We start from the raw sequence: 12,751 nt of genomic DNA, 5'->3' as shown, positions 1-12,751 counted from the left end.
CATTTTCATGTTATAATTGTATGGTAAATAAAATTAAAGGTAGGATTTTTTCTATGAGTAAAATCGTAGTTGTGGGTGCTAACCACGCTGGAACTGCATGTATCAACACAATGTTGGATAATTTTGGAAACGAAAATGAAATCGTTGTCTTTGACCAAAACTCAAATATCTCATTCCTTGGATGCGGAATGGCTCTTTGGATTGGTGAACAAATCGACGGACCTGAGGGCTTGTTCTATTCAGATAAAGAAAAATTAGAAGCTAAAGGCGCTAAAGTTTACATGAACTCACCAGTTCTTTCAATTGACTACGACAACAAAGTTGTAACTGCAGAAGTTGATGGTAAAGAACACAAAGAATCATATGAAAAATTGATCTTCGCAACTGGTTCAACTCCAATCTTGCCACCAATTGAAGGTGTTGAAATTGTCAAAGGGAACCGTGAGTTCAAAGCGACTCTTGAAAATGTACAATTCGTTAAATTGTACCAAAATGCTGAAGAAGTTATTAAGAAACTTGAAGACAAGAGCAAACACCTTGAGCGCATCGCTGTTGTAGGTGGTGGTTACATCGGTGTTGAGCTTGCTGAAGCATTCGAACGTCTTGGAAAAGAAGTTGTCCTTGTTGATATCGTAGACACTGTCTTGAACGGATACTATGACAAAGACTTCACTCAAATGATGGCGCAAAACTTGGAAGACCATAACATCCGTTTGGCACTTGGTCAAACTGTTAAAGCTATCCAAGGTGACGGTAAAGTAGAACGCTTGGTAACTGATAAAGAAACAATCGACGTAGATATGGTCATTCTTGCTGTTGGTTTCCGTCCAAACACAGCTCTTGCCGATGGTAAGATCGAACTCTTCCGCAACGGTGCCTTCCTTGTAGACAAGAAACAAGAAACATCAATCCCAGGTGTATACGCTGTTGGTGACTGTGCGACTGTATATGACAACGCTCGTAAAGACACTAGCTACATCGCTCTTGCATCAAATGCGGTACGTACTGGTATCGTAGGTGCTTACAACGCTTGTGGACATGAGCTTGAAGGAATCGGTGTGCAAGGATCAAATGGTATCTCTATCTATGGTCTTCACATGGTTTCAACTGGTTTGACTCTTGAAAAAGCAAAAGCAGCAGGCTACAACGCTGTTGAAACTGGCTTCAACGACCTTCAAAAACCAGAATTTATCAAACATGACAACCATGAAGTTGCCATCAAGATCGTTTATGATCAAGATAGCCGTGAAATCCTTGGTGCTCAAATGGTATCACGTGACGCTGCAATCTCAATGGGTATCCACATGTTCTCATTGGCAATCCAAGAGCACGTTACAATTGAAAAATTGGCATTGACAGATCTATTCTTCTTGCCACACTTCAACAAACCATACAACTACATTACTATGGCAGCACTTACTGCTAAATAATGTATTCTATAGAAACGCTCATTTGGGCGTTTTTTTGCTGTTGTCTTACTCAAGAGCTGTGAAAAATAGTATAATAAAAGCAAGAAATCTGGGAGTTGAAGAGAATTTATGAAACAAAGTCAGCAAATCCAAAGAGAATTTCAATCGACCTCGAGATCTATTTTGTCTCAGGTTAGCAGAGGTGTTTTAGTAGGGCTTGTAGTCGGCGCGATTGTCTCGAGTTTTCGATTTTTTATTGAGCATCTCTTTCATATTGTACAAGGATTGTATAAGGATCTTGGAAGAAGTCCGATCAATTGGATCATCATCCTTTCGATGTATCTTTTTATTATTTTGCTAGCTAGACAGCTCATCAAAAAGAACAAAAACGTTAAAGGATCTGGTATTCCTCAAGTAGAAGCAGAATTAAAAGGACTGCTACAGATAGACTGGTGGGCTACGCTTTGGCAGAAGTACATTTTAGGGATTTTAGCAATTGCTAGTGGTCTGATGTTGGGGCGTGAAGGACCCAGTATCCAACTTGGCGCCATGGGAGGAAAGGGGCTGGCTAAGAAACTTGCACTTAGTCCTGTAGAAGAAAGAGCCTTGATTGCCAGCGGTGCCGCAGCAGGTTTGGCAGCAGCCTTTAACGCTCCGATCGCTGGTCTACTCTTTGTAGTAGAAGAAGTCTACCATCATTTTTCTCGTGTCTTCTGGGTATCGACCTTGGCTGCGAGTTTGGTCGCAAACTTTGTCTCCCTCAATATTTTCGGTCAAACACCTGTATTAAATATGCCAGATCATATTCCCCATATCGATTTATCCAGCTATTGGATTTTCTTAGTCATGGGAATTTTTCTGGGCCTAACTGGTTATTTCTATGAAGTTGCTGTTTTAAATATTGGTCGGCTATATCAAAAGCTTGGTAGCTGTTTCAAGGTGACTGCTCCTTACTATCCACTCTTTGCCTTTCTTTTGATCCTACCGATCGGTTATTATTTCCCTCACTTATTGGGTGGTGGAAATCAGTTGGTTTTGAACTTAGCGCATGTCCCTCTTAGTATCCAGATGCTGATCTTCTATTTTGCGATACGATTTATTTGGAGCATGATTAGTTACGGTAGTGGTCTTCCTGGTGGCATCTTTCTTCCGATTCTAGCTCTTGGATCTGTTTTAGGAGCCTTGGTTGCGGCTGTTTTATTAAAGTTTGGTCTCATACATTCTAATCAACTTCCCTTGTTTGTCATTTTAGGAATGAGTGGTTATTTCAGTGCCATTTCAAAAGCGCCCTTGACAGCCATGATTCTAGTGACTGAAATGGTAGGAGATATACGAACCTTGATGCCGATTGGCTTGGTGACTTTGACAGCTTACATTACTATGGATCTGCTAAAAGGGGCCCCTGTCTACGAGGCTATGCTGGAGCAATTGATGCCTGAGGAGACCAGCGGTTCAGATGTCTTAACCCTGATCGAAATTCCTGTATCAGAGAAACTAGCAGGCCGTCAGGTTCGAGATTTAGATCTACCGAGAGACCTCCTAATCACAACTCATCAGCATAATGGAAAAAACAGTACGGTGCATGGTAGTACCCGCCTCTATCTAGGAGATAGCATCTACCTCGTGGTAAAAGAGACAGATATCGGCCGGGTGAAAGAATTACTCCTTTAATTCATTTTATTAAAGTTTTCTGACAATTGTTGAAAAATGAGAAAATCTTTGCTATAATAGACCACGTAAAAAACGAATCCAGGAGAAATTCTCATGAAAAAACTTGCAGTAGCACTCTTATCAGTCGCTTTATTAGCAGGCTGTGCCAATACATCTTCAAAAAATACAACTACAAATAGTTCCTCTTCGACAGTGAAATTGTCTAAAGAGGACCAAAAAGCCTTGGACCAGGCGACAAGTGAATACAAGGAGTTTGTGCAAGGACAAATTGATCAGTTGTTAAAAGATACAGAGGAATTTCAAAGAGTCCTCAAAAGTGGTGATTTAGAAGAAGCTAAGAAGGTTTATCCTTTGATTCGGATGTCTTATGAACGCTCTGAACCAATCGCTGAAAGCTTTGGGGAGTCTGATGTCAAGATTGACTTCCGTTTGGTTGACTATGTCGATGAAAACAAATCAGAAGAAGGATGGTCAGGCTTCCACCGTATCGAACGCATCCTCTGGGAACAAAATACAACCGAAGGCACTGAAAAATATGCAGATCAATTGGTAAATGATATCAAAGAGTTGAAAGCTAAGATTGCGACAGTAGAAGTAACGCCAGATTTGATGTTGACAGGTGCGGTTGACCTCTTGAATGAAGTGGCGACACAAAAGATCACTGGGGAAGAAGAAATCTTCTCTCATACAGATCTCTATGACTTCCGTGCCAATATCGAAGGGGCTGAGAAGATCTTTGCTCTCTTCAAACCTCTCATTGAGAAGAAGGATGCCAAACTAGTGAAAACCCTTGAAACAGAATTCAAGGCGGTGAATGACTTGTTAGACAAACATATGACTGATGATTCCAACTATAAATCATATACAGACCTAACAGAAGAAGATACCAAAGAACTAGCAGAAGCAGTTACAAAATTGGGAGAACCACTCTCTCAAATGGGAATCATTTTAAACGGTAAATAACAATGACAAAAGACGAAAAATTTTTTGAAAAGAAGATGGATCGTCGCGAATTTCTGAAAAAAGCAGGTATTGGGGGAGCAGGCTTAGCACTTGGTCTATCCGGTGCTTCTGCTTTTTTCGCTAATAAGGAGCAAGGCTCCAAAAATATCGCAGACGGTCAAGAAGAAATTAGCTTTTACGGCAAGCATCAGGCTGGAATTACCACCCCCATGCAGAAGAATATCTATTTTGTGGTGCTCGATCTCCGGACGACAGATAAAAACGAATTGATTCAGTTGTTTAAAGATTGGACAGATTATAGCCAGAAATTAGTCAATGGAGAACTGGTCAAAAAAGATGGATCCAACGCTCTCTTGCCTCCAAGTGATACTGGGGAAACAGTCGGACTAAATCCTTACCGCCTCACCCTAACCTTTGGTGTTTCGGCTAGCTTTTTGACCAAACTAGGCCTTGAAAAGAAACGTCCCAAACTCTTCCGGGATCTGCCAGCTTTTCCTAAGGAACAGTTGAGAGAGCAGTATACGGGTGGTGATATCGTTATCCAAGCATGTGCAGATGATGAGCAGGTGGCCTTTCATGCTGTCCGCAATCTGATTCGTAAAGGACGCAATAAGGTGACCATGAAGTGGAGCCAATCAGGATTTGCTGCTATTGGGGATCGTATGGAAACGCCCCGGAACCTCTTTGGCTTTAAGGATGGAACTGCCAATGTCACGACAGAGAAAGATTTCGATAAGGTCGTCTGGGCTGATAGTCAAGACTGGATGAAAAACGGCTCTTACATGGCTGTCCGCCGGATTATCATGCATTTAGAGACCTGGGATCGTACCAACCTGCAGGAGCAAGAAAATACCTTTGGACGCTATAAAGAAAGTGGCGCACCATTTGGAAAGCAAAACGAGTTTGACGAAGTGGACCTCTCCCTCTTACCAGTTGACTCACATGTCCGTTTGGCTAAAGAAGTGGATCTGCCAATTTTGCGACGCTCTTATTCTTACTCTGATGGGATTGATCCGAAAACAGGGCAGTTTGATGCAGGATTGCTATTTATTGCCTTTCAAAAGGATCCAGACCGCTTTGTGAAAATTCAAACCAATCTTGGGGCAGACGATAAGATGAATGAATATGTGACCCATATTGGCAGTGGCCTCTTTGCCTGCTTCGGAGGTGTGAAGGAAGGAGGATACATTGGTCAAGACTTATTTGAATAAATTATTAGTTGTCTTTGTAGCCTGCCTCTTTTTCAACGTATCCCCTGTCCAAGCTGAGTCTTATAGTGATCTCTTTATCAAAATCACGGATGCAACGACAGCAGTTCGGGATAAGGATCAAGAAAAGGCTCACATTCTTGTCGCAGAGATAAAAGAAGAGTTTCTAAAGAAGGCCAATCATGATTCCAAAGCAGGAAAAGAGGTCCAGAAGAGTCTGGACTTGGAAGGAGAGATCACAGAAAAGCAGTTGGTGACCGTCTCCACTTCCTTGCTAGCCTTTGAAAAAGAGCAAAATCCAGTCGATCTGGATGCTGAAAAAGAGAAGCTAGAAACTCGCTTGCAACCTTACTTTGAGAAGCTACAAGAGGCGATCACAGCAAAGGATCTCCAAGCGACACGAAAGGCTTATGCCGATTTAAACAATACCTGGACCCGGAATGAAGCGGTTGTCAGAGATCACAGTACCGCCTATTACGGAAAGGTAGAAACAGCCATTTCCTTCTTGAGAAGTGCCATCGAAACAGAGCCTACAAACTTTGACTCTATCCAATCTTCGTACAACGACTTAAAGAATGTACTGGATCAATTTATCAGTGGTGAAAAGATTGAGGAGACTAGCTCCAATCTGACTCTTTCAGATGGGATCAAGCTTCTTAAGAAAGCTCTGAGTCTCTTCCAAGCCAATGACACTAGCCAAGCTAGCAAAGTCATGAAGGAGTTCATTACCATTTGGCCAACGATCGAAGGCGATGTCAGCACGACCAATCCAGCTCTCTATACCCGAGTGGAAAGTCAAAGTCCAGTCATTATGGTTAAGGGGAAGGAAAGCAAGTATCAAAAGCAACTGGAAGCTCTGATTAGTGATCTGTCTGCTATTGATACCACCGCTTCTTATTCGGCGGTTGACGCTATGTTGATCCTCTTACGCGAGGGAGTTGAAGCACTCTTGATTATCATGGCTTTGGTGACAGTTCTCAAGTCAGCTAAATTGATCAAAGGCTTGAAATGGGTCTATGCAGGGGCTCTTCTGGGTATTCTAGCCAGTGCAGCCATTGCAGTCGCTCTTCAATTCTTATTCCCAGCGGTGACCTCAGCTTCCAACCGTGAGGTGATCGAAGGGGCAGTAGGGATTATCGCAGTAGGCATGATGATTGTCATTGGGATTTGGCTACATCGTAAGTCCTCCGTTCAAAAATGGAACCAATTCATGGAAAGTCAGATGAAGGCTGTGACAGCAACTGGAAGTTTCATTTCTATGTTTGCCCTCAGTTTCTTAGCTGTCTTCCGTGAGGGGGCTGAGACTATCCTTTTCTATGTGGGGATCCTCCCTCGTATTCGCTCCTTTAATTTCTTCCTAGGGATCGGCTTGGCACTTGCAGTTTTAGCCATTCTTGCCATTCTCATGACCAAGGCAAGCCATCTGGTCAAGCCACATAAGATTTTCTTCATCTTGACTTGGATGATCTATGCCCTGGCCTTTAAGATGCTAGGGGTGAGCCTGCACGCGCTCCAATTAACCAATATGCTTCCCAATCATATCTTGAATAATTTCCCGACCATCGATTGGGCGGGGATCTATCCGAGCTGGGAAGTTCTTGCTTGCCAAGTTCTATTCGTTCTTATTGTCGTGATTGTAACGGTGAAGCAGCATGAAAAATGAAGATAGTAAGCTCACTATTGTAGAGCATCTAAGCGAGTTTAGACGACGCTTCATCGCTTGTATCCTTTGTTTTTTCGTTGTCTTTTGTGGAGCCCTCTTGTTTTCTGATCAGCTTTATGCCTTTTTGACGGCTGGATTTCGAGAGAAACTCTTGGTCCTTGGCCCTAATGACATTTTAAGCATCTACCTTCAGTTGGCGAGCTTAATAGCCTTTACCATCACCCTGCCCTTCACCCTCTTTCAAGTCTGGCAATTTGTAAAACCAGCTTTGAGAAAAGGAGAAGCTGGAGCTATTCTGCTCTATGTGCCGGCCAGTTTGATTTGTTTCTTGCTAGGCTTACTCTTCGGCTATTATCTGGTTAGTCCAGCTATTCTCGAGGTGCTCTTGAAGTTAGGACAAGGCCAGTTTACCATCCAGTTAACGGCACAGAACTACTTGGCCTTCATCTTTCATACGACAGTGCCTTTGGGTGTCTTGTTTGAATTGCCGGTCCTTGTAGCCTTTTTGACTTCGATTCATATCTTAACGCCAGACTGGTTAAGGCGCTATCGTCGGATAGCCTACTTTCTATTGCTGGTACTGGCAGTCGTCCTAACGCCAGCTGATTTTATCAGTGATTTAGCAATGACCGTGCCCCTGATCTTGCTCTATGAAGTGAGTCTGGGCATTAGTCGCATCATCTATAACCGTATACAAAAAAGGAGATAAATTATGGGAATTTTACGTGATATCGGTGCACCAGGACTGATTATTATCATCCTGGGAGCCCTCTTAATCTTTGGACCAAAGCGTTTGCCTGAGTTAGGACACTCGCTTGGAAAAATGTTCTCTGAATTCAAGTCAGCCGTCAACAATGGTGCTACTGAAAAAGAAGAGGACAAAGAAAAGACTGGTAAGACTGAAGAATAACAGCTTGCCTTTCATGATATTTTCTGACAAAACTATCTTTTGTTCTTTCATTTTCAATAATAGCAAAAGCAGGAGTAGATCGTTAAAACGATATCTGAGTAAGAATCCTGCTTTTTGTTATTATTGAACCGTCTGAAAATTTTTGTAAATTACAAATTGAAAACAAATCAAAATTTGTTAGCGTTTTCCTTGAATCTAAATTTGGCCAGGAGTATAATAGAGGGTGGAAAAAGTACATTAAAAAGGAGTGTGTCATGATGATCATTAGTGTGATTTTTGCTGTAGCTTACTTCTTGCTGGTTGCCCTTGTTGCGGCTCTTGTTTTCCGAGCGATAGGAAAAATATTTGAGCTCTTCGATGGCTACCTGATGTACCATTAAGAGATAAACAAGCCCACTCACAATGAGTGGTTTTTTACTATAGAATGGGAGATGAAAATGAAAACGGAATATGAAAAGATGATTGCTGGTGAGTTTTACAGTCCCATGGATCCAGAATTAAGGAATTTGGCACAAGAAGCTCGGGCCAAGCAATTTGCCTTTAACCAAGAAGCAGACGGGGAGAAGCGGAGTCAACTCATAAAAAGTTGGTTCGGGTCCACTGGAGAAAATCTATCCTTGCACCCCTTCTTGGCTTGTGACTATGGGGTTAATATCCACTTGGGTGAGAATTTTTATGCCAACTGGAACCTAACCATGCTGGATGTCTGCCCGATCAGGATTGGAAAGAACGCCATGATTGGCCCCAATTGCCAATTTCTCACCCCTCTCCATCCATTAGATCCACACGAGCGGAATGCAGGAAAGGAATATGGAGCTCCAATAACGATTGGAGATAACTTCTGGGCGGGTGGTGGAGCTATCATCCTTCCAGGCGTGACCTTAGGCGATAATGTCGTCGTTGGAGCAGGAGCAGTGGTGACCAAATCCTTCGGGGATAACGTAGTCCTAGCTGGTAATCCTGCCAGAATCATTAAGGAAATAGAGGTGAAAGAGTGAAGTTTTACTTTATGGGAGGACTCGGAAGTAACGAAAATCATATAAGCGAATTTGCTCACTGCTTTCCATACCCCATTACCTATCTAGATACCTATAAGGTAAAGCTGGAATCTTCCCAAGATTTAGTAGATTGGTTTGAAGCCCATGCGGATTCTATCGAAAATACTTGTATCATTGCCCATTCACTGGGTGGAGATTTGGCGCGATACCTAGCATCCAATATGCCTCAAATTACCAATCTGGTTCTGCTAGATGGTGGCTATCTTGACATGGACCAGATCTTACCACTAGAGCAGGAAATCGAAGAGACACTCGCCTATCTGAAGCAACAGGTATTTCCATCTCTAGAGGAAGCTGTTGCAAGTGAACTTGGAGATACTGACAATCCTTCGCCAACGACTATAAAGGCCATCCAATCCAGTTATCGTTGGAATCCTGACCTCCATCACTATGAACTGGATTTGGATTCGCAAGCGGTTCTTTCCTTGTTAAGAGTCAGACGGGAGCTCGGATCTTTTCAAACTCCACTAACGGATACCAAGGCCTTGTTTATCGGTCCTAAATACCAGGATGAGCCTGAATGGAGAGCTAGTGCACTTGAAAATTTAGATCCTTCTATTAAGAAGGTGCTCTTAAAGGATCTAGGCCATGATTTTTATACAGCAGTTCCCGAGCTTGTCAGTAAAGAAATCATCAATTGGATTTAAATTTGTTCATAAATAACTCATATATAGAAGTTGTTCTATACAATAGTCTAGTAATTTCCGAACATTATTTATATAATCAGCATTCTATTTGAATCGCCTCCGTATCTTTGTTATAATCTTGAATGGAAACGTCGGAAGACGAAGTGATGATCCATCACGATTTAAAATTTAGAAACGAGATTTCAATCCGTATGTTAAACGAATTTCCAATCTTTGATTACGAAGATATTCAACTAATCCCTAACAAGTGTATTATCAAAAGTCGTGCAGAAGCAGACACGACAGTTCAGTTTGGTAAGCACACCTTCAAGCTACCAGTCGTACCTGCCAACATGCAGACCATCCTGGATGAAGATGTGGCCGAACAACTGGCTAAAGGGGGCTATTTTTACATTATGCACCGCTTTGACGAAGCTGGTCGCATTCCCTTTATCAAACGGATGCACGATCAGGGCTTGATTGCTTCCATCTCAGTTGGAGTGAAAGATTATGAGTACGATTTTGTGACTCAACTCAAGGACGATGCACCTGAATACATCACCATCGACATCGCTCACGGTCACTCAGATAGTGTCATCCAAATGATCCAGCATATCAAGAAGGAATTACCAGATACCTTTGTCATAGCAGGAAATGTCGGAACTCCAGAAGCTGTTCGTGAATTGGAAAACGCTGGAGCAGATGCTACTAAGGTCGGGATCGGTCCTGGTAAGGTCTGCATCACAAAAGTGAAGACTGGCTTTGGTACTGGTGGTTGGCAGTTAGCTGCCCTTCGTTGGTGTTCAAAAGCAGCTCGCAAGCCCATTATTGCTGATGGTGGAATTCGGACCCATGGAGATATCGCTAAATCTATTCGTTTTGGTGCTAGCATGGTCATGATTGGTTCTCTCTTTGCAGGTCACATTGAAAGCCCAGGGAAAACGGTTGAAGTAGATGGAGAATCTTTTAAGGAGTATTACGGATCTGCTTCCGAGTACCAAAAAGGGGCTTATAAAAATGTTGAAGGCAAGAAAATTCTCCTACCAGCCAAAGGTCATCTGCAAGATACCTTGACAGAGATGGAGCAAGACTTGCAAAGCTCTATTTCCTATGCTGGAGGCCGCAAGGTTGCTGATCTCAAGCATGTCGATTATGTCATCGTTAAGAATTCTATCTGGAATGGTGACTCTCATTAAAACTACAATTACTTATTTATCTTGCGGATTGGCGCAAGGTCTCTACAAGGTGCCGGAACACCTAACAATAAGTAAGTCTTAGATTGATCCAGGGATACTTGGATTCTGTAGAGGCTTACTTGGTAAGTCTCTATTTTTTGTTCTAAACTGTTTAGGAGAAAACATGAAATTATTAGAAGAACGCATACTGAAAGACGGAAATGTCCTGGGAGAAAACATCCTCAAGGTCGATTCCTTCTTGACCCACCAAGTGGATTACCAGTTGATGAAAGAAATTGGGAAGGCTTTTGCGGAACGCTTTAAAGATGCTGGTCTGACCAAGGTTGTGACCATTGAAGCTTCAGGAATTGCCCCTGCCCTCTATGTGGCAGAAGCTTTGGAACTTCCCATGATCTTTGCCAAAAAAGCCAAGAATATTACCATGAATGAAGGGATTTTGACAGCAGAAGTCTATTCCTTTACCAAGCAAGTAACCAGTACGGTTTCCATTGCTAGCAAGTTTTTAACACCTGATGATCGCGTTTTAATCATCGATGACTTTCTGGCAAATGGCCAAGCTGCTAAAGGCTTGATCCAGATTATCGAACAAGCGGGTGCGATTGTAGAAGCAGTCGGTATCGTCATCGAGAAATCCTTCCAAGATGGCCGTGGACTGCTAGAAGAACTCGGCTACCCAGTTGTTTCACTTGCTCGTTTGGACCGTTTTGATAATGGTCAGGTTGTATTTAAGGAGGCAGACATCTAATGCAAAAACAAGAAAACCATTCACAGGCAGCCATTCTAGGCTTGCAGCACCTATTGGCCATGTATTCGGGCTCTATTTTAGTACCGATCATGATTGCGGGAGCTTTGGGTTATAATGCCCAGCAATTGACCTATCTCATCTCTACAGATATCTTTATGTGTGGGGTAGCCACCTTCCTGCAATTGCAATTAAACAAATACTTCGGGATTGGTCTTCCGGTCGTCCTCGGGGTTGCCTTCCAGTCTGTGGCACCTCTCAGCATGATTGGGGCTAGCCATGGTAGTGGGGCCATGTTTGGTGCCTTGATTGTTTCCGGGATTTATGTGGTTCTGGTCTCAGGTTTCTTCTCTAAAATTGCTAACCTTTTCCCATCCATTGTAACGGGATCTGTCATTACAACCATTGGTTTGACGTTGATTCCAGTAGCGATTGGGAATATGGGGAACAATGCTGAAGAACCAACAGTTCAAAGTCTGATCTTGGCCGTAATCACCATCCTCATCATTCTGGTGGTCAACATCTATACAACTGGCTTTATCAAATCTATTTCTATTTTGATTGGGTTGATTGTAGGAACAGCTATCGCAGCTTCTATGGGCTTGGTAGACTTCACTCCTGTAGAACAAGCTCCAGTCCTTCACGTTCCAACACCCTTCTTCTTTGGAGCTCCTAAGTTTGAAATCACTTCAATCGTCATGATGTGTATCATCGCAACTGTATCAATGGTAGAATCAACTGGTGTTTATCTTGCTCTTTCAGATATTACAAAAGATCCAATTGATAGCACGCGCCTCCGCAATGGCTACCGTGCTGAAGGGTTGGCCGTCCTTCTCGGCGGTATCTTCAATACCTTCCCATACACAGGGTTCTCACAAAACGTCGGCTTGGTGAAATTGTCTGGTATCAAGACCCGTCTTCCAATCTACTACGCAGCTGGTTTTCTCGTTCTTCTGGGTCTTCTTCCTAAGTTTGGAGCTTTAGCGCAAATCATTCCAAGCCCAGTACTTGGTGGAGCCATGTTAGTCATGTTTGGTTTCGTGTCTATTCAAGGGATGCAGATCCTCGCGCGTGTTGATTTCGAACACAATGAGCACAATTTCCTCATCGCAGCTGTATCAATTGCAGCAGGGGTAGGGTTAAACAACAGCACCCTCTTTAATGGCCTACCAAGCGCCTTTAAAATGTTCTTTGCAAACGGAATTGTTGTTGCCAGCGTATTGGCAATTATTCTCAACGCCATCTTGAACCGCAACAAAAAATAATCTAAATAAACTGAGGATCTGTTAGATCTTCAGTTTTTTA

The 12,751-nt window shown here is 42.7% G+C and carries 13 protein-coding genes and 1 riboswitch; all 13 genes read left to right on the top strand.

Features of this window, described 5'->3' with window-relative positions; all coding sequences use genetic code 11:
- Positions 1 to 53 precede the first annotated feature (53 nt).
- The 13 genes from nox (at position 54) to ADH27_RS04495 (ending at position 12,711) form a co-directional block, all read left to right on the top strand.
- A complete protein-coding gene (nox, locus tag ADH27_RS04550) occupies positions 54 to 1,430 on the top strand; it encodes a H2O-forming NADH oxidase (protein WP_048716059.1) in 1,377 nt (458 codons plus the stop codon).
- 108 nt (positions 1,431 to 1,538) lie between these two features.
- The gene (locus ADH27_RS04545; protein ID WP_048716057.1) at positions 1,539 to 3,080 is read left to right on the top strand and encodes a ClC family H(+)/Cl(-) exchange transporter; all 1,542 of its coding nucleotides are present in this window, start codon (positions 1,539 to 1,541) and stop codon (positions 3,078 to 3,080) included.
- Positions 3,081 to 3,173: 93 nt separating this feature from the next.
- Positions 3,174 to 4,043 (top strand): iron uptake system protein EfeO, encoded by an 870-nt coding sequence (gene efeO / locus ADH27_RS04540; protein WP_048716055.1) that lies wholly within the window; start codon positions 3,174 to 3,176, stop codon positions 4,041 to 4,043.
- A 2-nt stretch (positions 4,044 to 4,045) separates the two neighbouring features.
- A complete protein-coding gene (efeB, locus tag ADH27_RS04535; protein WP_048716053.1) occupies positions 4,046 to 5,254 on the top strand; it encodes an iron uptake transporter deferrochelatase/peroxidase subunit in 1,209 nt (402 codons plus the stop codon).
- Positions 5,232 to 6,914 carry an FTR1 family iron permease gene (locus ADH27_RS04530; RefSeq protein ID WP_048716051.1) on the top strand — a complete coding sequence of 561 codons (1,683 nt, stop codon included), beginning with the start codon at positions 5,232 to 5,234 and terminating at the stop codon, positions 6,912 to 6,914. The genes efeB and ADH27_RS04530 overlap by 23 nt, the downstream gene beginning before the upstream one ends.
- The gene (gene tatC, locus ADH27_RS04525) at positions 6,904 to 7,623 is read left to right on the top strand and encodes a twin-arginine translocase subunit TatC (protein ID WP_048716049.1); all 720 of its coding nucleotides are present in this window, start codon (positions 6,904 to 6,906) and stop codon (positions 7,621 to 7,623) included. The genes ADH27_RS04530 and tatC overlap by 11 nt, the downstream gene beginning before the upstream one ends.
- Positions 7,624 to 7,626: 3 nt before the next feature.
- Positions 7,627 to 7,824, top strand: a complete 198-nt coding sequence (locus tag ADH27_RS04520; RefSeq protein ID WP_048716047.1) for a twin-arginine translocase TatA/TatE family subunit — start codon at positions 7,627 to 7,629, stop codon at positions 7,822 to 7,824.
- A gap of 254 nt (positions 7,825 to 8,078) precedes the next feature.
- Positions 8,079 to 8,204, top strand: a complete 126-nt coding sequence (locus ADH27_RS10490) for a hypothetical protein (RefSeq protein ID WP_023023285.1) — start codon at positions 8,079 to 8,081, stop codon at positions 8,202 to 8,204.
- 57 nt (positions 8,205 to 8,261) lie between these two features.
- Positions 8,262 to 8,822, top strand: coding sequence for a sugar O-acetyltransferase (locus ADH27_RS04515; protein WP_048716045.1), 561 nt, complete (start codon positions 8,262 to 8,264; stop codon positions 8,820 to 8,822).
- Positions 8,819 to 9,529 carry an alpha/beta hydrolase gene (locus ADH27_RS04510; protein ID WP_048716043.1) on the top strand — a complete coding sequence of 237 codons (711 nt, stop codon included), beginning with the start codon at positions 8,819 to 8,821 and terminating at the stop codon, positions 9,527 to 9,529. Before ADH27_RS04515 ends, ADH27_RS04510 begins: the two co-directional genes overlap by 4 nt.
- Positions 9,530 to 9,720: 191 nt before the next feature.
- The gene (gene guaC / locus ADH27_RS04505) at positions 9,721 to 10,704 is read left to right on the top strand and encodes a GMP reductase (protein WP_048716041.1); all 984 of its coding nucleotides are present in this window, start codon (positions 9,721 to 9,723) and stop codon (positions 10,702 to 10,704) included.
- Positions 10,697 to 10,792, top strand: a riboswitch (purine riboswitch). Its footprint overlaps the gene before it by 8 nt.
- Before the next feature lie 75 nt (positions 10,793 to 10,867).
- Positions 10,868 to 11,449, top strand: a complete 582-nt coding sequence (locus ADH27_RS04500; protein WP_048716039.1) for a xanthine phosphoribosyltransferase — start codon at positions 10,868 to 10,870, stop codon at positions 11,447 to 11,449.
- A complete protein-coding gene (locus tag ADH27_RS04495; protein WP_048716037.1) occupies positions 11,449 to 12,711 on the top strand; it encodes a nucleobase:cation symporter-2 family protein in 1,263 nt (420 codons plus the stop codon). Before ADH27_RS04500 ends, ADH27_RS04495 begins: the two co-directional genes overlap by 1 nt.
- Positions 12,712 to 12,751 lie beyond the last annotated feature (40 nt).

The sequence above is a fragment of the Streptococcus sp. 343_SSPC genome (assembly GCF_001072385.1).
GTDB lineage: Bacteria > Bacillota > Bacilli > Lactobacillales > Streptococcaceae > Streptococcus.
Note: the sequence above shows the minus strand (reverse complement) of the source record. Positions and strands in the feature narration are given on the sequence as shown.

Excerpts from the sequence above, each read along its gene's own strand:
- ADH27_RS04545 (WP_048716057.1), top strand. The coding sequence starts at position 1,539 with ATGAAACAAAGTCAGCAAATCCAAAGAGAATTTCAATCGACCTCGAGA.
- ADH27_RS04500 (WP_048716039.1), top strand. The coding sequence starts at position 10,868 with ATGAAATTATTAGAAGAACGCATACTGAAAGACGGAAATGTCCTGGGA.
- ADH27_RS04495 (WP_048716037.1), top strand. The coding sequence starts at position 11,449 with ATGCAAAAACAAGAAAACCATTCACAGGCAGCCATTCTAGGCTTGCAG.
- nox (WP_048716059.1), top strand. The coding sequence starts at position 54 with ATGAGTAAAATCGTAGTTGTGGGTGCTAACCACGCTGGAACTGCATGT.
- ADH27_RS04520 (WP_048716047.1), top strand. The coding sequence starts at position 7,627 with ATGGGAATTTTACGTGATATCGGTGCACCAGGACTGATTATTATCATC.
- ADH27_RS10490 (WP_023023285.1), top strand. The coding sequence starts at position 8,079 with ATGATGATCATTAGTGTGATTTTTGCTGTAGCTTACTTCTTGCTGGTT.
- guaC (WP_048716041.1), top strand. The coding sequence starts at position 9,721 with ATGTTAAACGAATTTCCAATCTTTGATTACGAAGATATTCAACTAATC.
- efeO (WP_048716055.1), top strand. The coding sequence starts at position 3,174 with ATGAAAAAACTTGCAGTAGCACTCTTATCAGTCGCTTTATTAGCAGGC.
- efeB (WP_048716053.1), top strand. The coding sequence starts at position 4,046 with ATGACAAAAGACGAAAAATTTTTTGAAAAGAAGATGGATCGTCGCGAA.
- ADH27_RS04515 (WP_048716045.1), top strand. The coding sequence starts at position 8,262 with ATGAAAACGGAATATGAAAAGATGATTGCTGGTGAGTTTTACAGTCCC.
- tatC (WP_048716049.1), top strand. The coding sequence starts at position 6,904 with ATGAAAAATGAAGATAGTAAGCTCACTATTGTAGAGCATCTAAGCGAG.